Source organism: Thiorhodovibrio litoralis (assembly GCF_033954455.1).
Lineage (GTDB): Bacteria > Pseudomonadota > Gammaproteobacteria > Chromatiales > Chromatiaceae > Thiorhodovibrio > Thiorhodovibrio litoralis.
Genome location: NZ_CP121473.1, coordinates 3,951,881 through 3,972,585, shown reverse-complemented (window position 1 = coordinate 3,972,585; position 20,705 = coordinate 3,951,881). Strand labels below are relative to the sequence as shown.

The 20,705-nt window shown below is 60.8% G+C and carries 18 protein-coding genes; 11 read left to right on the top strand and 7 right to left on the bottom strand.

Annotation, left to right across the window (positions count from 1 at the left end):
- Window positions 1–138 precede the first annotated feature (138 nt).
- The 8 genes from dnaK to coaE all read left to right on the top strand — a co-directional run bounded on the left by dnaK (window position 139) and on the right by coaE (window position 11,275).
- Entirely contained in the window at window positions 139–2,061 is a 1,923-nt protein-coding gene (dnaK, locus tag Thiosp_RS17945; protein ID WP_201067783.1) for a molecular chaperone DnaK, read from the top strand.
- 19 nt (window positions 2,062–2,080) lie between these two features.
- Window positions 2,081–3,229 (top strand): molecular chaperone DnaJ, encoded by a 1,149-nt coding sequence (dnaJ, locus tag Thiosp_RS17940; RefSeq protein ID WP_201067782.1) that lies wholly within the window; start codon window positions 2,081–2,083, stop codon window positions 3,227–3,229.
- A gap of 384 nt (window positions 3,230–3,613) precedes the next feature.
- A complete protein-coding gene (gene acs, locus Thiosp_RS17935) occupies window positions 3,614–5,560 on the top strand; it encodes an acetate--CoA ligase (RefSeq protein ID WP_201067781.1) in 1,947 nt (648 codons plus the stop codon).
- Between the two features lie 148 nt (window positions 5,561–5,708).
- Complete coding sequence (locus Thiosp_RS17930; protein ID WP_201067794.1) at window positions 5,709–6,542, top strand: LabA-like NYN domain-containing protein; 834 nt, start codon at window positions 5,709–5,711, stop codon at window positions 6,540–6,542.
- Between the two features lie 162 nt (window positions 6,543–6,704).
- Window positions 6,705–8,417, top strand: coding sequence for a type IV-A pilus assembly ATPase PilB (gene pilB / locus Thiosp_RS17925; RefSeq protein ID WP_201067780.1), 1,713 nt, complete (start codon window positions 6,705–6,707; stop codon window positions 8,415–8,417).
- A 5-nt stretch (window positions 8,418–8,422) separates the two neighbouring features.
- On the top strand, window positions 8,423–9,661 hold the full coding sequence (locus Thiosp_RS17920; protein ID WP_201067779.1) for a type II secretion system F family protein: 1,239 nt from the start codon (window positions 8,423–8,425) through the stop codon (window positions 9,659–9,661).
- A gap of 57 nt (window positions 9,662–9,718) precedes the next feature.
- Window positions 9,719–10,627, top strand: coding sequence for a prepilin peptidase (locus Thiosp_RS17915; protein WP_201067778.1), 909 nt, complete (start codon window positions 9,719–9,721; stop codon window positions 10,625–10,627).
- On the top strand, window positions 10,628–11,275 hold the full coding sequence (coaE, locus tag Thiosp_RS17910; RefSeq protein WP_201067777.1) for a dephospho-CoA kinase: 648 nt from the start codon (window positions 10,628–10,630) through the stop codon (window positions 11,273–11,275).
- Between the two features lie 101 nt (window positions 11,276–11,376).
- On the opposite strand, the gene Thiosp_RS17905 is transcribed toward coaE, so the two are convergent.
- From Thiosp_RS17905 to Thiosp_RS17890, 4 genes are all read right to left on the bottom strand, one after another.
- Window positions 11,377–11,562, bottom strand: a complete 186-nt coding sequence (locus tag Thiosp_RS17905; RefSeq protein ID WP_201067776.1) for a hypothetical protein — start codon at window positions 11,560–11,562, stop codon at window positions 11,377–11,379.
- 256 nt (window positions 11,563–11,818) lie between these two features.
- Window positions 11,819–13,285, bottom strand: coding sequence for a glycosyl hydrolase family 57 (locus Thiosp_RS17900; RefSeq protein WP_201067775.1), 1,467 nt, complete (start codon window positions 13,283–13,285; stop codon window positions 11,819–11,821).
- Window positions 13,282–14,631, bottom strand: a complete 1,350-nt coding sequence (locus tag Thiosp_RS17895; protein WP_201067774.1) for a polysaccharide deacetylase family protein — start codon at window positions 14,629–14,631, stop codon at window positions 13,282–13,284. The genes Thiosp_RS17900 and Thiosp_RS17895 overlap by 4 nt, the downstream gene beginning before the upstream one ends.
- An 88-nt stretch (window positions 14,632–14,719) precedes the next feature.
- Entirely contained in the window at window positions 14,720–14,845 is a 126-nt protein-coding gene (locus Thiosp_RS17890) for a hypothetical protein (RefSeq protein ID WP_274607944.1), read from the bottom strand.
- 79 nt (window positions 14,846–14,924) lie between these two features.
- Here Thiosp_RS17890 and Thiosp_RS17885 point away from each other — a divergent pair, with 79 nt between their 5' ends.
- The 3 genes from Thiosp_RS17885 (at window position 14,925) to pdxH (ending at window position 16,612) form a co-directional block, all read left to right on the top strand.
- Entirely contained in the window at window positions 14,925–15,173 is a 249-nt protein-coding gene (locus Thiosp_RS17885) for a hypothetical protein (protein WP_201067773.1), read from the top strand.
- 164 nt (window positions 15,174–15,337) lie between these two features.
- Window positions 15,338–15,850 carry a DUF2934 domain-containing protein gene (locus Thiosp_RS17880; protein ID WP_201067772.1) on the top strand — a complete coding sequence of 171 codons (513 nt, stop codon included), beginning with the start codon at window positions 15,338–15,340 and terminating at the stop codon, window positions 15,848–15,850.
- Window positions 15,851–15,925: 75 nt separating this feature from the next.
- Window positions 15,926–16,612, top strand: a complete 687-nt coding sequence (gene pdxH / locus Thiosp_RS17875) for a pyridoxamine 5'-phosphate oxidase (RefSeq protein WP_201067771.1) — start codon at window positions 15,926–15,928, stop codon at window positions 16,610–16,612.
- A gap of 41 nt (window positions 16,613–16,653) precedes the next feature.
- On the opposite strand, the gene ubiD is transcribed toward pdxH, so the two are convergent.
- The 3 genes from ubiD to egtB are packed head-to-tail and all read right to left on the bottom strand — an operon-like array spanning window position 16,654 to window position 20,423.
- Window positions 16,654–18,132 (bottom strand): 4-hydroxy-3-polyprenylbenzoate decarboxylase, encoded by a 1,479-nt coding sequence (gene ubiD, locus Thiosp_RS17870; protein WP_201067770.1) that lies wholly within the window; start codon window positions 18,130–18,132, stop codon window positions 16,654–16,656.
- A gap of 27 nt (window positions 18,133–18,159) precedes the next feature.
- The gene (gene egtD, locus Thiosp_RS17865; RefSeq protein WP_201067769.1) at window positions 18,160–19,119 is read right to left on the bottom strand and encodes an L-histidine N(alpha)-methyltransferase; all 960 of its coding nucleotides are present in this window, start codon (window positions 19,117–19,119) and stop codon (window positions 18,160–18,162) included.
- Window positions 19,116–20,423: an ergothioneine biosynthesis protein EgtB gene (gene egtB / locus Thiosp_RS17860; RefSeq protein WP_201067768.1), complete on the bottom strand. Its 1,308-nt coding sequence runs from the start codon at window positions 20,421–20,423 to the stop codon at window positions 19,116–19,118. Before egtB ends, egtD begins: the two co-directional genes overlap by 4 nt.
- Window positions 20,424–20,705 lie beyond the last annotated feature (282 nt).

The window sequence follows — 20,705 nt, the reverse complement described above, 5'->3', positions numbered from 1 at the left end:
TTTGCAGGGTTTTGCCTTACCTGCCTGAGCATGTCCGCAAGAACATCTCGCGCGGTTAATCCGGGTCCTTCGATGCCGGATCAGGCCGCATTTACAACGAATTAAGTCATTCAAAAGTTAGAAACCGGAGAAGTCACAATGGGAAAGATCATCGGTATCGATCTCGGCACCACCAACTCCTGCGTGGCAGTGATGGATGGCGACAAGCCGAAAGTGATCGAGAATGCCGAAGGCGATCGCACCACGCCGAGTATCGTTGCTTATTCAAGCGACGGTGAGGTACTGGTCGGTCAATCCGCCAAACGGCAGGCGGTCACCAATCCAAAGAACACCCTGTTTGCCATCAAGCGCCTGATTGGCCGGCGCCATGAGGACCATGTCGTCTCCAAGGACAAGGACATGGTGCCTTACCAGATCGTCCGTGCTGACAACGGCGATGCCTGGGTTGAGGTCAACGGCAAGAAGATGGCCCCGCCGGAGATTTCGGCCAAAGTGCTGCAGAAAATGAAGAGCACCGCCGAGGACTACCTGGGCGAGAAAGTCTCGGAAGCTGTCATCACCGTGCCTGCCTACTTTAACGACTCCCAGCGCCAGGCCACCAAGGACGCGGGGCGCATCGCCGGGCTGGAAGTCAAGCGCATCATCAATGAGCCCACGGCTGCTGCCTTGGCCTACGGCATGGACAAGCAGCGCGGCGATCAGAAAGTCGCCGTCTATGACCTCGGCGGCGGCACCTTCGATATCTCCATCATTGAGATCGCCGAGATTGAGGGCGAGCACCAGTTCGAGGTGCTGTCGACCAATGGCGACACCTTCCTCGGTGGTGAGGACTTCGATCTGCGCATCATCGACTTCCTAGCCAATGAGTTCAAAAAGGACCAGGGCGTCGATCTGCATAATGATCCGCTCGCGCTGCAACGCCTGAAAGAAGCCGCCGAGAAGGCCAAGATCGAGCTCAGCTCCAGCCAGCAGACCGACATCAATCTGCCCTATATCACGGCCGATCAGAACGGGCCTAAGCATCTGAATATCAAATTGACCCGGTCCAAGCTGGAGTCTCTGGTTGACGATCTCGTTGATCGCACCCTCGGCCCATGCCGCACCGCGCTCAAGGATGCCGGCGTCACCGCTGGCGATATCGACGAGGTCATCCTGGTCGGCGGCCAGACCCGCATGCCCAAGGTGCAGGCCAAGGTGCAGGAGTTCTTCGGCAAGGCGCCGCGTAAGGACGTGAACCCGGACGAAGCCGTCGCGATCGGCGCGGCCATTCAGGGCGGCGTGCTCGGCGGCGAAGTGAAAGACGTGCTGCTGCTCGACGTGACCCCGCTGTCGCTGGGCATCGAGACCCTCGGCGGCGTCATGACCAAGCTGATCGAGAAGAACACCACCATCCCGACTTCAGCCGAGCAGGTGTTCTCCACCGCCGACGACAACCAGACCGCTGTGACCGTGCATGTGCTCCAGGGCGAGCGCCAGCGTGCAGCGGATAACAAGTCCCTCGGCCGCTTCGATCTATCCGACATTCCGCCCGCACCGCGCGGCGTGCCTCAGATCGAGGTCAAGTTCGATCTCGACGCCAACGGCATTCTCAATGTCTCGGCCAAGGACAAGGCGACCGGCAAGGAGCAGTCCATCGTCATCAAGGCATCCTCTGGTCTGTCGGATGGCGAAATTGACCGCATGGTCAAGGACGCCGAGGCCCATGCCGAGGACGACCGCCGCTTCCAGGAGCTGGTCGGCGTGCGCAACCAGGCTGACAGCATGATCCATGCGACGCGCAAGTCCATGGAGCAAATCGGCGAGGACAAGCTCGAGTCCGGCGAGAAGGACCGCATCGACTCCGCCATCAAGGACCTCGAAGAGGCCATGAAGGGCGAGGACAAGGACCGCATCGAGTCCCTGACCAAGGCATTGGGCGAGGCGTCTTCCAAGATGGCCGAGCGCCTCTATGCCAACCAGCAGGGCGGTGAGCCGGGTGATGGCGCTGGTGATACGGCCGATGCGACTGCCGATGACGTGGTCGATGCCGAATTCGAGGAAGTCAAGGACGACAAGAAATAAGGGATCTTGAGCTCACACCATGGCCAAACGCGACTACTACGAGGTCTTGGGCCTCAGCCGCAACGCGAGCGAGCAGGACATCAAAAAGGCGTTCCGACGCCTGGCGATGAAGCACCACCCGGACCGCAATCCGGACGATTCCGAAGCCATTTCCAAGTTCAAGGAGGCCAAGGAAGCGCATGATGTTTTAACCGATGCGCGCAAACGCTCTGCTTACGATCAGTTCGGGCACGCCGGGGTCGGTGGCGCTCAGGGCGGCTTTGGTGGCGGCGGGCCTGGCGACTTTGGCGGCGGCAGCTTCTCGGATATCTTCGGCGAAGTCTTCGGCGACATTTTCGGCGGTGGTCGCGCGCCCGGCGGCGGGCGGCGCGTGCACCGCGGGTCCGACCTGCGCTACGACCTGAGCCTGACGCTCGAAGAGGCCGTCTCTGGCAAGGATGTCAAAATCCGCATCCCCACCGCAGTGGAGTGTCACCACTGCGGTGGCAGCGGCGCCAAGCCCGGCACTCAGCCCAAGACCTGCCCGAGCTGTCAGGGCCTCGGGCAGGTGCGCATGCAGCAAGGCTTTTTCTCCATTCAGCAGGCCTGTCCGCAGTGTCGCGGCTCCGGGCACATTATCGAGGAAGCTTGTAGTCATTGCCGTGGCTCGGGCCGGCTGCGCGAGGAGAAAACCCTGTCGGTCAAGGTGCCGGCCGGGGTCGATACCGGCGATCGCATTCGACTTGCCGGCGAGGGCGAGGTTGGCGATCAGGGTGGCCCACCGGGCGATCTCTATGTGCAAATCCAGGTGCAAGAGCACCCGATCTTTACCCGCGATGACAATAACCTCTACTGCGAGGTGCCGATCAGCTTCACCACCGCCGCGCTTGGCGGGGAGTTTCAGGTACCGACCCTCGACGGCAAGGTGATGCTCAAGGTGCCCCACGGGACCCAGAGCGGCAAGATGTTCCGCATGCGCAGCAAGGGCATCAAACCGGTGCGTGGCGGCCCGGTCGGCGACCTGATCTGCCGGGTGGTGGTGGAGACGCCGATCAACCTCACCGACCGCCAGAAGGAACTGCTGCGGGAGCTCGACGAAAGCTTCGTCGCCGGCGGGGATCGCCACAGCCCGAACTCCACCTCCTGGGTCGACAAGGCCAAGAACTTTTTCGAGAAAATGGGCCTGTAAGCCGCTATGATGCCTGACCGCGCGGCATGATCCCAACCCCGTGCCAGTGGAACATGTCGCAACACGGCCTCTCGTCACGGTTTTTTACCCGCATAAACAGGGCGTCCGCTCGCGTGCTCGGCGCCGTTTCCTCCCGGCGCTGGGCTCCATGCCGCTGAACTGACCGGCGCTGCCCCCATTGCTGGCCGGCGGCCCATCAAGGGGTTAGTATTGCACCTGCGCGCCACCTAAAAGATCGCAGAAGAGATCGTCCAATAGATCGACCGGCGACTGTCCAGCCGATGATGCGGCTGACCCAATCAGGTGGCTTCATCACATTTTTCGGCCGCGACCCAGTCATTGTTGCTGGTTCGCACCGCAGCCCGCTTGAGGAGAGACCATCGCATGTCGGAGTCAAAAATCCATGAGGTCCCGGCGCAGATCGCCGCGCACGCCCATATCGATCACGACCGCTACCAAAGCCTGTATCAGCGCTCGGTCGAGGATCCCGAAGGCTTCTGGGCGGAGCAGGCCGATCAGTTCGTCACCTGGTTCAAGAAATGGGACAAGGTGATGGACTACAGCTACGGACCCGATGATGTCTTTATCCGCTGGTTCGACGGCGGCAAGCTCAATGTGGCTTACAACTGCCTCGACCGACATCTCGACACCCGTGGCGATCAGGTCGCGATCGTCTGGGAAGGAGATGATCCCAGCGTCGATCGCTCCCTGACCTATCGCGAGCTTCATGCCGAGGTTTCCAAACTCGGCAATGTGCTGAAATCCCGTGGTGTGAAGAAGGGCGATCGTGTCTGCATCTACATGCCCATGGTGCCGGAGGCGGCCGTTGCCATGCTCGCCTGCGCGCGCATCGGGGCCGTGCATTCGGTAGTCTTTGGCGGCTTTTCGCCCGATTCCCTGCGCGACCGCATTCTGGACTCCGACTGCCGGGTGCTGATCACCGCGGATGAAAGCCTGCGCGGTGGTCGCCAGGTCCCGCTGAAGAAAAACGCCGACCAGGCGCTGGCCGAGTGCCCCGATGTCAGCACCTGTCTGGTCATTCAGCGCACCGGCGGCGATGTCGTCTGGACCGAGGGCCGCGACCTCTGGTACCACGAGGCCATGGCCGAGGCCTCGCCCGATTGCGAGCCCGAGCCCATGGATGCCGAGGACCCGCTATTTATTCTTTATACCTCCGGCTCTACGGGTAAGCCCAAGGGCGTGCTGCACACTACCGGCGGCTATCTGGTCTTCGCCGCCATGACCCACCTCTACACCTTCGACTACCAGGACGGTGAGATGTACTGGTGTACCGCCGATGTTGGCTGGGTCACCGGGCATACCTATATTGTTTATGGCCCGCTTGCCAACGGCGCCAAGACGCTGATGTTCGAAGGGGTGCCCAATTACCCTGACAACTCGCGCTTCTGGCAGGTGGTGGACAAGCACCAGGTCAATATCTTCTACACCGCGCCAACGGCCATCCGCGCCCTGATGCGCGCCGGCACCGATCCAGTCAAATCCACCTCGCGCGCCTCGCTGCGGATTCTGGGCACCGTCGGCGAGCCCATCAATCCCGAGGCCTGGGAATGGTACTACCAGGTGGTCGGGGACAGCCGCTGCCCAGTGGTGGACACCTGGTGGCAGACGGAGACCGGCGGCCATCTGATCACGCCCCTGCCTGGCGCAACCCCACTCAAGCCAGGCTCGGCCACCCGGCCCTTCTTCGGCGTGGTGCCGGCGCTGGTCGACCCGGCCGAAGGCACGCTCATGGAAGGTGCCGGCGAGGGCGCCTTGGTCATCACTCGTCCTTGGCCAGGGCAGATGCGCACCGTCTATGGCGACCATCAGCGCTTTATCGATACCTACTTCAAGCAGTATCCCGGCTATTATTTCTCTGGCGACGGCGCGCGGCGCGATGCCGACGGCTACTATTGGATTACCGGGCGCATCGACGATGTGCTCAACGTCTCGGGCCATCGCCTGGGCACCGCCGAGATCGAATCCGCCCTGGTGCTGCACGAATCCGTCGCTGAGGCTGCCGTAGTCGGCTATCCGCACGACATCAAAGGGCAGGGCATCTATGCCTATGTCACACCGATGGCGGGTGTGGAGCCAAGCGACGCGCTCAAGCAGGAGTTGGTCAAGCTGGTGCGCACCGAGATTGGCCCCATCGCGACCGTCGACATTATCCAGTGGGCGCCTGGGCTGCCCAAGACGCGCTCGGGCAAGATCATGCGCCGCATTCTGCGCAAGATCGCCGCCAACGAAGTCTCCGCCCTGGGCGATACCTCCACCCTGGCTGATCCGACCGTGGTGGATGATCTGATTGGCAATCGGGCGAACCAATGAATGGCTAATCGGCGCTTGCGGCAGGTTGCCGCGGGGAAGCCCCGGTCCAAAATGCGCCGTAGCGCCATGTTGTTGCGTTAAATGTTGTTAACTTGTTGGCAGCGCCGCCCTTAGGGCGGCGTTGTTGTTTTTGATAGAGGACGTGTTTTTGTATTCCGCTCAACGTGTTGGCGTCTTTGTTGACGCCGAAAATGTCCGCTACAACGGCGGCTATCAGATGCGCTATGACGTGCTGCGCCGCTTTGCCGGGCGCTGTAATGGTCCGCTACAGCGCTTAAATACTTACCTGGCCTACGACAGCGAAAGAGCGCGGGAGGATTTTGAATACGCCAAGAAGTCCCGCGCCTATCAGCAGATGGTGCGCGATTACGGCTGGAAGATCACCGTCAAGCATGTGCGACGCTACACAGACGAAAATGGCGTCGTCTCCACCAAGGCCAACGCCGATCTCGACATGGCGGTGGATGCCATGCTGCAGGCCGGCAAGCTGGAGCAGGTCATCTTGGTCACCGGGGATGGGGATTTCCTGCAGGTGGTCAGCGCACTGCAGAATGCCGGCTGCCGGGTGGAGCTGATTGCCTTTAAGAATATATCGCGCCAGCTGCAAAAGCAGGTCGATGCTTTCTGGTCCGGTTATCTGATCCCCGATTTACTGCCCATCAATTACGAGCCGCGCAACGACTGGGGTAAGCCAGGCTCATGCGTGCGCGGCGTTTGCACCAAATGGTTTCCGGACAAGGGCTATGGCTTTCTGCGCTTCATGGATCATGTCTCCCCCAATCTCTGGGTGACCGATCCGCGCGAGCCGGATTCGCCATACACCAGCGTTTTCTGTCACGCCAATGAAGTGGCCGAGGACGTGAGCGAGGATATGTTGATGAATCGCGAAACCATCTTTGAGTTCTATTTGAATGAAAGCGAGCAAAAGGACAACGGTCTTGTCGCGAATAATGTGCGCCTGGCCTTTGGTGTCAATCGCTAGTCAGGGACGGGTGCCCTGAGCTGATGCCCAGCCGCAGCGTGCGGGTTCATCATCATGTTGCGTCGGCGAATTTCGGATCATCGGTTAGACTATAAGGGAAACGCAGAACCCGAAACCTAAGCCTGGCAACGTTAAGAGCAGTCAAGCAGCGAAGAGCGCCCGATGGCGACCAAACAGTCAGAAGTTAATCTCTCAGGGCTCGCGCGCCGACTGATTCGCGACGAGCTGATCTCCGAGGAGACGGCGCTCAAGATTCAAGAAGAATCATTGCGCCGGCGCCAGCCGTTCGTGCAGAGCCTGGTCGAGCAAAAGACGCTGGATAGCCGCACCATCGCCCTGGCGGCCTCCCAGGAATTCGGCGTGCCGCTGCTCGATCTTAACGCGATGGACATCCAAACGCTGCCGCTCGCTCTGGTCGATGAGCGCTTGATTACCAAGCACCGCGCCCTGCCGCTTTATCGGCGCGGCAACCGGCTGTTCCTTGCGATCTCCGATCCCACCAACGACCAGGCCCTTGATGAAATTCGCTTCAACACTGGGCTTTCCGCCGAGTCGGTGCTGGTGGAGGAGGGCAAGCTGGCCGCCGCCTTGGTCAAGGCCATCGAGGGCACGACCACCGGCGGCGTCAATGTCTCGGATGCCGATCTCGAAAATATCGACATTCAAGACCCCGACAGCGAAACTCGCGACGATACAGACGCCAATGTCGATGACGCCCCCATCGTGCGCTATGTCAATAAAATGCTGGTCGATGCCATCTCAAGTGGAACCTCGGATATCCACTTCGAGCCCTACGAGAAGAGCTTCCGCGTGCGCTTTCGCCAGGATGGGATGCTGCGTGAGGTGGCCAATCCGCCGCTGAATATCGCCGGACGCCTGATTTCGCGACTGAAGGTGATGTCGCGCATGAATATCGCCGAGCGGCGCGTGCCCCAGGATGGTCGCATCAAGCTCAAGCTATCGCGCTCACGCGATATTGATTTCCGCGTCAATACCTTGCCCACTCTCTATGGCGAGAAAGTGGTGCTGCGAATTCTCGACTCCTCCGCGGCCAATGTGGGCATCGAGAACCTCGGCATGGACGAGAAACAGCGCCAGGACTTTTTGGAATCCATCGCCAAACCCTACGGCATGATTCTGGTCACTGGACCGACCGGCTCGGGCAAGACGGTCTCGCTCTATTCCGCGCTCAATATTCTCAATAAGCCGGAGATCAATATCTCCACCGTCGAGGACCCGGTCGAGATTCAGGTGCCTGGGATCAATCAGGTTAATCTGAACACAAAAGGGGGGCTAACCTTCGCCGCGGCCTTGCGCGCCTTTCTGCGTCAGGACCCTGACATCGTCATGGTGGGCGAGATTCGCGACCTGGAAACCGCCGAGATCGCGGTCAAAGCCGCCCAGACCGGTCACTTGGTGCTCTCTACCCTGCACACCAACGATGCTCCCCAGTCCCTGACGCGACTGGCGAACATGGGCGTGCCGCCATTTAATATCGCATCCTCCGTGCTGATGATTTTGGCCCAGCGCCTGGCGCGAAAGCTCTGCCCCGTGTGTCGTCAGGCCGAGAAGATACCGGCCGAGGCGCTGCTTGAGGAAGGCTTCACGCAAGAGGAAGTCGACGAAGGTGTGACCATTTACCGCCCGGTGGGCTGCAGTCAGTGCAACAATGGCTACAAAGGGCGTGTCGGTATTTTTCAGCTCATCAAGGTGTCTGAGGCAATGGGACAAATGATCATGGCAGGGGGTAATTCTTACGAACTCGCCGATCTGGCCGCAAAAGAGGGCTATGCCGATTTGCGCCTGTCCGGTCTGCGCAAAGTCAAGGCTGGCGTGACCAGTCTTGAAGAACTCAATCGGATCACCAAGGACTAATCGCCATGGCAGTCGCCGTAACAAAGAAAGCTAAGGTCGAGAAAAGCCACAACTTCGCCTGGGAAGGCCTTGATAAGCGCGGGTCCAAAGTCAAGGGTGAAACCCGTGGCGCCAGTATTGCATTGATTCGCGCCGATCTGCGCCGGCAGGGTGTGAATCCAACCAAGGTGCGCAAAAAGGCCGAACCACTTCTGGGCGGGGGCAAGAAGAAAATCACCGCCGGGGATATTTCGGTCTTTACCCGGCAGTTGGCCACCATGATGAGTGCTGGTGTGCCACTTGTGCAGTCTTTTGAGATTGTTGGCCGCGGCCATGAAAACCCATCGATGCAAGAATTGATTCTCAGCATCAAAAACGACATCGAAAGCGGCTCCGCGATGGCAGTCGCCTTGTCCAAACACCCAAAATATTTTGACGATCTGGTCTGCAACTTGGTCGCCGCGGGTGAGCAAGCCGGTGTGCTTGACGATCTTCTCGACAAAATTGCGACCTATAAAGAAAAGACCGAATCCATCAAGGGTAAGATCAAAAAGGCTCTCTTTTATCCGATTTCGGTTATCGTGGTCGCAATAGTCGTTACAGCGGTATTGCTGGTATTTGTCATCCCTCAATTCAAAGAGCTTTTTGATAGTTTTGGGGCTGACTTGCCTGCCTTTACGTTAATGGTAATCGGGCTTTCAGATGCTTTGCAGAAATGGTGGTGGGCCGTTGCGATAGGGCTCGGAGCGGCAGGTTACAGTATCGCTAAATTGCACGAAAAATCGCGCAAGTTCCGTGAGTTAGTTGATCGTGCGTCGCTTAAGATCCCGGTTATCGGATCCATCCTAAATAAGGCGGCGATTGCCCGTTTCGCCCGCACACTTTCGACCATGTTTGCGGCGGGCGTGCCTTTGGTCGAAGCTTTGGGTTCCGTGTCCGGCGCCACAGGAAATATCGTCTACACAGATGCTGTTCTGAAAATGCGCGAGGAGGTCGCGACCGGTCAGAATTTGCAGCTGGCCATGCGCCAGCGCAACCTGTTTCCGCACATGGTGATTCAGATGACTTCCATTGGTGAGGAATCCGGCTCTTTGGACGCAATGCTGGGAAAAGTTGCGGATTTTTACGAAGAAGAAGTGGATAACGCAGTCGACGCCCTAAGTAGTCTGCTCGAGCCCATGATCATGGTGGTCATCGGCGGTTTGGTGGGCAGCTTGATCGTTGCGATGTATCTGCCAATCTTTAAGTTGGCTGCCGTTGTTTAATTTGCTGGGTTCATCCGGGAACCTTGTCGCAGAGCAAGCCGCGTGTTGGATTTGCCGATGACCGCTCTCATTTCCGTTTTTGCCGAAACACCTTGGTTGTTCTACAGCACCACCGTCCTGTTCGGATTGCTGATCGGCAGCTTTCTCAATGTCGTCATTCTGCGCCTGCCGCGCATGATGGAGTTCGAGTGGCAGCGCGATTGTGCCGACTTGCAAGTGGCCACTGCCGGCGAGGCCTCGCCGCCATCCCTGGACCCACCGTCGGCTGAATCCGAACCCTTCGGCCTCGCGCGCCCGGCCTCGCACTGTCCAGCCTGCGGACATCGCATTCGCCCGTGGGAAAATATCCCGGTGATCAGTTATTTGCTGCTGCGCGGGCGTTGCTCGGCCTGTCACGCGCAAATCGCGCTGCGTTATCCGCTGATCGAAATGCTGACCGCTGCGCTTAGCTTAGTGGTCGTATGGTATTTCGGCTTCACCCCGCAGGCCGCAGCAGCGTTGTTGTTTACTTGGGCCATGATCGCGCTCGCGATCATCGACTTCGACACCCAATTGCTGCCGGACGCCATCACTCTGCCGTTGTTATGGCTTGGACTGTTGCTGAGTCTGTTCGGCGTCTTCGTCGATGCCGAAACAGCCATCATCGGCGCCATCGCGGGTTATCTCAGCTTGTGGTTGGTGTTTCAGCTGTTCCGGGTGCTGACCGGGCGCGAAGGTATGGGGCGTGGGGACTTCAAACTGCTGGCTGTTTTCGGTGCCTGGATGGGCTGGCAGGCGCTGCCGCAGATCATCTTGCTATCTGCCGTGCCGGGTGCCGTCGTCGGCATCGCGCTGATTGCCTTCGGGCGACACCAGCAACGTGCACCCATGCCCTTCGGCCCCTATCTGGCCATCGCCGGTTGGGTCAGCCTGCTGTGGGGGGCTGATATCACCAACGCCTATCTGCGCTGGAGCGGCCTCGCCTGAATGCGGCGGCTGCGCGTCGCGCTGACCGGCGGAATCGGCAGCGGCAAGTCCACCGTGGCGAACTGCTTCGCGCACCGCGGCATTGCGGTAATCGATGCCGATGCCATTTCCCATGCTTTGACTGCGGCTGATGGTGCCGCCATGCCCGCCATCGTCAGCGCCTTTGGCCCCAAAGCCAGCAATCTAGCGGGAGCGCTCGACCGCGCATGGATGCGCGAGCGGGTGTTTCATGATCCAGGCGCCAGAAAAAAGCTCGAATCCATTCTGCACCCAATGATCCGTACCGAGATGCTAGCGCGCTGCGACCAGGCCGCCAGCGTCTACAGTCTGTTGGTCATTCCGCTGCTCTTTGAAACCAGCCAGCAGGCGTTGGTTGATCGCGTCTTGGTGGTGGACCTGCCAGAGCGCCAGCAGATTGAACGAGTACGCACGCGCGACAACCTGGATGATGCCACCATCCGTGGCGTGCTGGACAGCCAGGTCGACCGCCAGCGTCGCCTGGAAGGCGCAGATGACCTGATCGACAACTCAGGTGCTGTTCAAGCCCTGGATGCGCGGATCGCCGAGTTGGATGCCCTGTATCGCCAACTGGCAACGGCGCACGAGAGAAGGATATCCTCCGTGCCTTCCAACCTGCGCCCTGATTGAGCTTGCCATCGCCGGTTTTTACGAAGATGTTGCGCTTTCGTGAGCGTTGACTCGGGAAGCAGAAGGCTGTCGGCATTGCAGACGAGAATCAGATTGGGTGTTCAAGAATCGGTCTTTGCATCGCTTGCCCCATCATCCGTTGCCGATGGTGGAGCACCCGGTTCAGGGCTGTCCGTAGTTTCCGGGTTTTCTGACGTGCCCGACTTGCGCTGGCGCTTTGCCTCTTGCTTGGCTTTCTTTGCCAGATCGCGCTGGCGCTTCTCGAATGCATAATTGGGTTTTGCCATTGGGTGCCTTGCTCGATGGGTTTTCGAATACTCTTCGATTCTATGCTACTGCCTCTGGCAGTCTTCAGCGGCTTTCCGTCGAATTGATCCTGGTCGCAGTAAAGAAACTGCACCCTCATGGGGGCTTCTTTAAGGATCGCTTCGGATGAATGGCGCTGCGGCCGATGGTGTCGATGGACGGTGACCAAATACAGCCGGTGTTGCGGATCGCCGCATCTGCCGCAACGCGGCGGCAGATGAGATTGGTCAAGGCCGATTAGGCAAAGTCGTGCTCAATGATCGCCATGGCGCGGCGGCAGATCTCGCGTCCATAGTCGGTCCACTCACCCTGGCCCCAGTAGCGGTAGCAGCTGGTCTGTGATGCCATCAGGTGGTAGAGCGCGTTGCGATAGTGCGGGTCGCTGGTTGAGGCACCGGACTTGAGCACCTTCTCATTGAAGGCGGAGCTGGCTTCTTCCATGGGGCCGAGCACGTTGTCGTAGCCTTTCACCCAGGAAAGATCATTGGTCCAGCTGCCGCCGTCCATGTGGAACTGGTGGTCTTCGTTCTTCAGGGTTTCAATCACCTTCTCGAGCTTCTCGGGGCCGTCGCCGGGCTGCATCTGGCTCCAGATTTTGCCCTGCTGCACCGGGCGGATTTCTGTGAAGTCGCTTTCCTTGATGCCCATGGCGAAGAGTTGCTCGATGTATTCGCTGCCGTTCATCAAGGGGACATCGCTGCCGGAGGCACCGCGCACCGCCTCGAAGAACTTGTCGGGGAATTCGTTCATCATCACGCCGCCGTTTTCGCCATCGGCGATCTGCGTTACCAGCGGCGGGACGGACTTGCCGGCAAGGTCCCAGCGCTCCAGGCTCTGGGCCTCGTACCAGGGCTGCATCTGGGCGACTAGCTTGGTGTCCGAGCCTTGGGTTTTTATCAGCGCGATGATGCTGGCGGTCTCGCCTTTGGAGTTGGTGCAGACGAGTCGATGTGGCAGATGTGGGCGCTGCGGATGCCAGCCGTTTTCGGTCTGCTCGACTGAGTGCTCCTGCACCAGTACCCATTGATAGCCGCAGTCGCGCAGGGTCTTGACGAACTCATAAGCCACGTCAGGGTGGTTGGGTAGGGCCATTTCCGAGGGGGAGAAGCCGCGCACCCGTTCCAGCGCCTCGAGCCCGAACATTGCGGCGAAGTGGTGTTGAAAAGCTTTTACATGCAGCCGGTAGTCCTGCACCGGGGTGGAGGGCGCGACCGCGTGGCCCCAGGGCATGCCGAGCCATTCCACTGCCCAGTTGAAGTCCGGATTCATGGTGATGGTTTTCAGCGCGTCGATAGCGTGATCCTCGCCCATGGCGCGCAGGCCGTGGAGCAGGGTGCCGGAGTACTCGAGCATCACACGCGGGGACTTGCCCTCGCCGATCAGTTGCGGGATGAACTCGCCCATGCGCTTGTAGCACCAGACGAACACCGGGGCGTTGTGGTTATCGCCAATGCCCTGGTTGTCCATCATGTGCTTGAGGTTGCTAATGATGGCAGCGGTTTGCAGGTCGCCACCGCCGGCCGGGATCAGCGGCTGGTGCTGATGTAGGGCGATGGCGGCGGCGGCGCGGATGCGCCCGAAGTCCACCCCGCCGGGGGATTGCGCGAGCTTGCGTTGCTGGCCGGCCTTCATGGCGGCGGCGATCTGATCCTCGGCGCCGCAGATGTTGGGCAGGCCGTCGATGGTTTCTGGGAGTGCGGTCATGGGGATGTCTCCGGTGAATGAGCTGAAAGGGAACTTTCGGAATCCGAGTTCGGGTGATCTGAATCGGCCGGATCAGGATCTGGCGAATTGGAAGCCAAGGGCGCGGGCGCTTGGGAGTCAGAATTCCACGTTGATGGCTCTTGCGCAGCTGAAGCGGCGCGGAGCTGAGCGGCGGCGCTTTCAGCCTCCTTGAGTGCCGCGCGCGCGGCCATGAGGTCGGCTTCCGCGCGCTCGACCCAAGCCTCACCCCAGTAGGTGTTGCAGCTGGTTTCCGCGCGCAGCAGCCGCCAGGTCGCGGTCTCCAGTGCCGCGTCGATATCCGCTTGTGCGTGCGATTGGGCAGCCAGGCGCTTGCGGGTGGCATGCAGATGGCCGCTCATGTCCTGATAGGCGGAGTAGGTGCGCCTTTGCGCCTGCGAGCCGGTCCATTGGGTAAAGCCCAGCCCATTGTGCCAGCCGGTGTTCCAGGCGGCGGTGCGGATGCGCACCTCGCCATGGGCGCCATGCGCATCGAGATACTCCTCGATGAAGATCGGTCGCACCTGGGCCTGATCGGTGCGCGCCTGCTCAAGCAGCGGCAGATAAAAGGCGCTCCAGAAGTTGGCCCCCTCGGTGACATTGCGGAACCAGCCGCCGTTTTCGCCATCGCTCGCGGTGACCACCAGCGGCGGGAAGTCGCACCACTTGGTGCGCTCGGCGACCTCGCGCAGGAACCAGTCGAGATCCATGCCGGATTCCTGGGCGTCGGACAGCTCGCGGTCGCGCACCACAACGATGATCTCGTCCTCGCCATGGCGGGCGATGTGGGGGCGGTAGCGCAACTCCTGCCAGCTCATCTCGCCGACGGGCTCGATATTTTCGCTGTCGATCATCACATAGCGATAACCGAAGCGGCGCAACAGCGGAATCAGCTCCTGCGAGAAGCTCATTTCCGGCGGCCAGAAACCGCCGAAATCCTGACGCCAGAGCAGATGCCGGGCAATGCCGTGCCAGCGCTGCACGTGCTCGGCGCGATCCGCCGCCGGAATCAGCGGCAGCACCGGGTGGTAGTAGCCGGTGCCGAGGATCTCGAACAACTTTTGATTCTGCAGATGCCAGAGCAACTTGCCGCAGTCGACGATGCCATAGACGCGGCTTTGGAAGTCCGGGTTGGACAGGGTCTCGAGCAGCGTGCCGGAAAGCGACAGGTGCACCCGGGCATGATCCTCCCAGCCCCACAGGCTGCGCGGCATGCGGTCGAGCGCGAACAGGATCTCCTTCGCCTCCCAGGCTTGCTCGTCGAGCAGATGCTCGAGATTCCCAGTCGGCTGATGGAGATTGAGAACCAGTGCGTGGTGGGCGATCATTGCGTCTGTCCCTGTTGAAAAATGCCGGTTGATAAGGGCAGAGGGCCGAGCTTGCCAGCCGGCATCGACCGGGGAGCAGCCGCGGCGCTCAGGGCTGCAGCGCGATGATGGGCGTTGCAAACATGGCCGCGAAGATCAGAAAGACAGCGGCGACGCGCAGGATATTGAAGTCCACTTGGCAGTCCTTTGAATGACGTTTGGCGAGAGCGATCACAACCCTAAAACCCTCGTTGGTGGGGCTGGAATCTAAGTTTAACAGAGGGGCCCGCGCTCATTCGCGGCTCGATATTGCCATGGCACAAATCATCATCGATCCCGAGTCCCGCGCCCTGGCCGAGCAGCCGGCGCTGGTCAAGGCAACGCGCAAGTCACGAGCGCGTTTTCCGGCCGGTTGCGTCGAGGCAACCCCGACGGAACAAGAGGCATGCTTACGAGCTCAGGAGTGCCGTGGCTGGCAGGCTGCCATTGTCTATGGGCCCTCTGCTTCCTCAGAAGGGCAGAAACTCTACTACCTGGTCCGTTGGCTCGATTGCGCCGAATAATACCTGACAAGAAGGATCAATTTTTTGCGTGTCAGGTCTTCGGATCGCCGTGTTGCTCGTGTATCCTTACAAACAAACGGGCGAGCGCCCACGATCAACCTTGGATATTCTCAGTCTGAAATCCCGTTTTTCGATTACCTACCATCTGAACAGTGAGAACGATCATGGCTGAAGAAAAGCAACCCGCTAGCAGCAAGACATCGACCGCGGCAGCGCGGCCCATCGGAAGCACGGCAGCGACCGGCGCGAGTTCAACGGCAAAGAAAACCACGCCCAAGAAACGCGCCACGCCCGCGAGCAAGACCACGGCGACCAAGACGTCCGCAAGCGCCGCTGCCACCAGCCAGACTGGCAAGGCCAGCCCCAGCAAGACAACAGCAAGTAAGACGACAGCGAGCAAGGCATCGACTGCCACCGCGGCCAAGGGCGCCGGGGGTACCGCAGCAAGGACAAGCAAGACCGCGCCCCGCAAGACAACGGCGACCAGCGCGCGCGGGTCGACCCGCGCCACCAAGGTAACCGGTGGCGTCACGGCGGAAGAGCGCTACAAGATGATTCAAGATGCCGCCTACTATCGCGCGCAGAACCGCGGATTCGAGGCAGGCCATGAGACCGATGACTGGGCGGCCGCCGAGCAGGAGATCGACGCACTCCTGGCCTCGCGCGTTGCGAAATGACGGGCTTTACCCTGGACGCAGCAGCTTCTTGGCGAAAGCGCCCGCACGGATGTTGATTGCACGGATGTTGATTGTATGACAGACGCCGCCTTGGACCCGTCTGGCGACCGCCCGGCCGACCGCGTGCCAGGGCAATGGCGCGCCGACTTTATGCGTGAGGGGTTGCGGCGCGCAGATCTTGACTCGGACCCCATCGCCCAATTCGAGCGTTGGTATGCCTTTGCTTGCGCGACCGAGATTCCCGAGCCCAATGCGATGACGCTAGCCACGGTTGATCACAATGGGCAGCCTTGGGTGCGCAGTGTCCTGCTCAAGCTCTACGATCGGCAAGGCTTTGTCTTCTTTACCAATTACGGCAGCGACAAGGCGCTCCAGATCGAGCGTCATCCCAGTGTGGCGCTGCTATTTCCCTGGGTGGCCTTCGCCCGCCAAGTGCAAGTCAACGGTCGCGCCGAGCGCATTTCGACCGCCGAGTCGCTCAAGTATTTCGCCACCCGCGCTCGCGGCAGCAAGATCGGCGCCTGGGCCTCGCCGCAGAGCCAGGTGATTCGCTCACGGGCGCTGCTCGAGGCCAAAGTATCGCAGATCAAGGAACGCTTCGCCGACGGCCAGATCCCGCTGCCGGATTTCTGGGGAGGTTACCGGGTGGTGCCGGAGTGCATCGAATTCTGGCAGGGGCGTGATAACCGCCTGCATGACCGCTTTCGCTATCGCCGGGCCGAGGATGACACCGGCTGGACGTTGCAGCGTCTCGCTCCCTAGAGGGGGGCGACCTGCTCTCCCACCGCAGCGGTTTGGCGATCTCAGCGCGTAGGCAGGTCGATACCGAGTTGGTCCCAGATCTGGTCCACGCGCGCATGCACTGCCGGGTCCATCCGGATCGGTTGACCCCATTCGCGGTTGGTCTCCCCGGGCCATTTGTTGGTTGCGTCCAGGCCTATCTTTGAGCCCAGCCCCGACACGGGTGAGGCAAAATCCAGGTAATCGATCGGCGTGTTTTCGATCAGCAAGGTATCGCGCGCCGGGTCCATGCGTGTTGTCATGGCCCAGATGACATCTTTCCAGTCGCGTGCGTTGATGTCGTCGTCCACCACGATGACGAACTTGGTGTACATAAACTGGCGCAGGAATGACCACACGCCCATCATCACCCGCTTGGCGTGCCCCGGGTATTGCTTGTTCATGCTCACCACCGCGAGTCGATAGGAGCAGCCCTCGGGCGGCAGGTAGAAGTCGAGGATCTCCGGAAATTGTTTCTGCAGCAGCGGGATGAAGACTTCGTTGAGTGCTACGCCGAGAATCGCCGGCTCGTCGGGCGGACGGCCGGTGTAAGTGCTGTGATAGATGGGGGCGTGGCGGTGGGTGACGCGCTCAATGGTGAAGACCGGAAAGCGGTCGACCTCGTTGTAATAGCCGGTGTGGTCGCCGTAGGGACCCTCGTCGGCCATGTCATCCGGGTGCAAATGGCCTTCCAGCACGATCTCGGCGCTGGCCGGCACTTGCAGGTCCGAGCCCAGGCAGTCGGCGACCTCGGTGCGGCTGCCGCGCAGCAGGCCAGCGAAGGCATATTCCGATAGGCTGTCCGGCACCGGGGTGACAGCGCCCAGGATGGTCGCCGGATCGGCACCTAATGCCACCGAAATGGGGAAAGGCTCGCCCGGATGCGCCTGCTGCCAGTCGCGATAGTCGAGCGCTCCGCCGCGGTGGGCCAGCCAGCGCATGATGACCCGATTGGGGCCCAGCACCTGCATGCGGTAGATGCCCAGATTCTGCCGCGACTTGTGCGGCCCACGGGTGACCACCAGCCCCCAGGTGATCAGCGGGGCGGCATCCCCCGGCCAGCAGTGCTGGATCGGGAAGCGCCCGAGATCGACTGCCGCGCCTTCATGCACTACCTCCTGACAGGCAGGCTGTTTGCGCACTTTCGGCGCCATGTCCAGCACCTTTTTGAACACCGGCAGAGTGCTGAGTGCGTCCTTCATGCCCTTGGGCGGATCGGGCTCTTTCAGAAATGCCAGCAGCTTGCCGATCTCGCGCAAGGCCTCGGTGGACTCTTCTCCCATGCCGAGCGCGACCCGCTTGGGCGTGCCGAACAGATTGCCAAGCAGCGGAATGTCGGAGCCCTTGGGCCGCTCAAACAAAAGGGCTGGCCCGCCGGCGCGCAGGGTGCGGTCGCAGATTTCCGTCACTTCCAGATAAGGGTCCACTGGAAAGTGGATGCGTTTCAGCTCGCCGCGCGTTTCGAGCTGCGCGATGAAGTCTCTGAGATCCCGGTATTGCATTTGAGTGAGGTCTGGGCGGAGTTTCCGTCAGATGTCCGCCCGACGGCGCAGCCCATGGACGCTGAAGAGCTGACTATCGTCAGTCCAGACGCGCACTGGCTCAAAACCGGCGCGGCTCGCCAGCGCGTGGAAGTCCGCGATGCTGTATTTGTAGGAGCATTCGGTGTGGATGCTCTCGCCTTCGGTGAGGTGGAAGGTTTCGCCGGCGACTTCGACGTCCTGCGGGGCGTTGCTGACCAAGTGCATTTCAATCCGGCTGTCGTGCGGATTGAAGAAGGCACTGTGGTGAAAAGCCGCCGGGTCGAAGGTTCCGTCAAGCTCGCGGTTGATGCGTGTGAGCAGGTTCAGGTTGAAGTCGGCGGTGACGCCCGCGGCGTCGTTGTAGGCGGCGTGCAGAATGTCTTCGGACTTGCGCAGATCGACACCGATCAGCAAATGGCCACCGGGGCCGAGGATGTCGCCGACCCGGCGCAGAAAGGCCTCGGCATCGGCGGGCTCGAAGTTGCCGACCGACGAACCGGGGAAGAAAGCCGCGCGCGGCTGGTCTTCTTCACACAGGGGCAGCCGGAAGGGGCGCGAATAGTCGGCGCAGGCGGCGCGCACCTCAATCTCCGGGAAGGCAGCGGCCAGGTTCTCGGCCGAGCGCAGCAGATGCTCGCGCGAGATGTCGACCGGGATGTAGACGCGCGGGCGCAGCGCTTCGAGCAGGGTGCGGATTTTCAGGCTGCTGCCGCTGCCGAGTTCAATCAGCACCACCTCATGGCCCAGCAACTCGGCCATCTCGGCGCCATACTGGCGCAGAATGCTGATTTCGGTGCGGGTCGGATAATACTCAGGCAGCTCGCAGATGGCGTCGAACAGCCGCGAGCCCGGTTCGTCGTAAAAGAACTTGGGCGGAATCTTTTTTTCCGGCAGCGCCAGCCCGGTCAGAACCTCGGCGCGAATATCGGCGGGCTTGGGATGGTCATCGAAAAAACTGACCTTCATGCCAGCCCTCCATTTGTGTTCCCAGCTGTGCCATCGGTGATGCCGTCGGCCAGGCGCAGACCGCTGAACTGCCAGCGCTCGTGCGGGTAGAAGAAATTGCGATAGCTCGGGCGCAGATGATCGCTTGAGCTGGCGCAGGAGCCGCCGCGCAGAACCATCTGATTGCACATAAACTTGCCGTTGTACTCGCCGATGGCGCCGGCAGCCGGGCGGTAGCCGGGGTAGGCCAGATAGGCGGAGCCGGTCCATTCCCAGCAGTCGCCATAAAGCTGGCTGAGTTCGCCCGCGTCAGCGGCGCGCGGATGCAGGCGGCCGGAGTCCACAAACTCACCGGTGATTGGCCGCTTAGCCGCGGCATGCTCCCATTCGGCCTCGCTCGGCAGGCGCTTGCCGGCCCAGCGTGCGTAGGCCTCGGCCTCGTAGTAGCTCAGATGGCAAACCGGCAGCGCCTGGCGCAGCGGAATCAGCCCGGCCAGGGTCATTTCGTGCCAGGCGCCGTCGATCTTCTCCCAATACAGCGGCGCCTGCCAGCCATGCTGCTTGATGATGCCCCAGGCGTCTGAGAGCCAGATGGCAGAGTTGGTGTAAGCGCCGTCCTCGATGAACTCCAGATACTCGCCATTGGTGATGAGGCGGTCGGCCAAACGATAGGGCGCGAGCCAGGTCGGATGACGCGGGTGCTCGTTGTCGTAGGAGAAACCTTCGCCGCTGGCACCGATCTCGGTCATGCCGCCCTCGATGGTGGTGAAGGTCAGGGGGACGGGCTGCTCTGGCGCGCTGGTGTCGAGATCGGCGCGGTACGCTGGACGCAGCGGGTTAAAGGCCAGATGGTGCTTGATGTCCGTCAGCAGAAGCTCCTGATGCTGCTGCTCGTGGTTCAGGCCGATGTGAATGCGTTCGAGCGCGAGCGGCCAGTGCTGCGCGTCACAGTCCGCGATCAGTCGCTGCATGCCGGCATCGACATGTCTGCGGTAATCATAGACTTCGGCGACCGTTGGTCGCGACAGCAGTCCGCGTTTGGCGCGCGGCCAGAAGCCGCTGTCGGTCTGCTCGTAGTAAGAGTTGAACAGGTGATCGAAGCGCGGATGAAATACCTTGTAGCCAGGCAGCAGCGGGCGCAGCAAAAAGTTCTCGAAGAACCAGGACACATGCGCGATATGCCACTTGGGTGGACTGGCCTCGACCGCGGTTTGCAGTCCGTAGTCCTCAAGGGCAAGGGGCTCGCACAGTTGTTCGGAGAATGCGCGCACCTTACGGAAACGCTGCGCGAGTTGCTCGCGCCTGGGCTGGTCGGCTGTCTGCATGGAAAAACTCGTGATCGACCGGGAGGTTTGAAGAACGCCATTAGCCCGCCCGCTATTATGATCGGACATCCTGATCGGAAATCCTGATTGGGATTGCTAATCGGCCATCCTGATTCGAAATCAGGCCGGCTGGTGGCAGAAGACGTGAAAAAATTGTGTCATTCTACCCGATAGCAACCCCCCTCGCCGCAGTCAGCGGACAGTGCCGATCTCAAGGGGTCGAAATGAATACCTGACTGAGGGACCTGCGGGAGATGGTGCGAACAGAGCTGTCACCCTCTG

Bases quoted from the DNA above. Each gene is read 5' to 3' on its own strand.
- dnaK (WP_201067783.1), top strand. From the start codon at position 139: ATGGGAAAGATCATCGGTATCGATCTCGGCACCACCAACTCCTGCGTG.
- dnaJ (WP_201067782.1), top strand. From the start codon at position 2,081: ATGGCCAAACGCGACTACTACGAGGTCTTGGGCCTCAGCCGCAACGCG.
- acs (WP_201067781.1), top strand. From the start codon at position 3,614: ATGTCGGAGTCAAAAATCCATGAGGTCCCGGCGCAGATCGCCGCGCAC.
- pilB (WP_201067780.1), top strand. From the start codon at position 6,705: ATGGCGACCAAACAGTCAGAAGTTAATCTCTCAGGGCTCGCGCGCCGA.
- Thiosp_RS17920 (WP_201067779.1), top strand. From the start codon at position 8,423: ATGGCAGTCGCCGTAACAAAGAAAGCTAAGGTCGAGAAAAGCCACAAC.
- Thiosp_RS17915 (WP_201067778.1), top strand. From the start codon at position 9,719: ATGACCGCTCTCATTTCCGTTTTTGCCGAAACACCTTGGTTGTTCTAC.
- coaE (WP_201067777.1), top strand. From the start codon at position 10,628: ATGCGGCGGCTGCGCGTCGCGCTGACCGGCGGAATCGGCAGCGGCAAG.
- Thiosp_RS17905 (WP_201067776.1), bottom strand. From the start codon at position 11,562: ATGGCAAAACCCAATTATGCATTCGAGAAGCGCCAGCGCGATCTGGCA.
- Thiosp_RS17900 (WP_201067775.1), bottom strand. From the start codon at position 13,285: ATGACCGCACTCCCAGAAACCATCGACGGCCTGCCCAACATCTGCGGC.
- Thiosp_RS17895 (WP_201067774.1), bottom strand. From the start codon at position 14,631: ATGATCGCCCACCACGCACTGGTTCTCAATCTCCATCAGCCGACTGGG.
- Thiosp_RS17885 (WP_201067773.1), top strand. From the start codon at position 14,925: ATGGCACAAATCATCATCGATCCCGAGTCCCGCGCCCTGGCCGAGCAG.
- Thiosp_RS17880 (WP_201067772.1), top strand. From the start codon at position 15,338: ATGGCTGAAGAAAAGCAACCCGCTAGCAGCAAGACATCGACCGCGGCA.
- pdxH (WP_201067771.1), top strand. From the start codon at position 15,926: ATGACAGACGCCGCCTTGGACCCGTCTGGCGACCGCCCGGCCGACCGC.
- ubiD (WP_201067770.1), bottom strand. From the start codon at position 18,132: ATGCAATACCGGGATCTCAGAGACTTCATCGCGCAGCTCGAAACGCGC.
- egtD (WP_201067769.1), bottom strand. From the start codon at position 19,119: ATGAAGGTCAGTTTTTTCGATGACCATCCCAAGCCCGCCGATATTCGC.
- egtB (WP_201067768.1), bottom strand. From the start codon at position 20,423: ATGCAGACAGCCGACCAGCCCAGGCGCGAGCAACTCGCGCAGCGTTTC.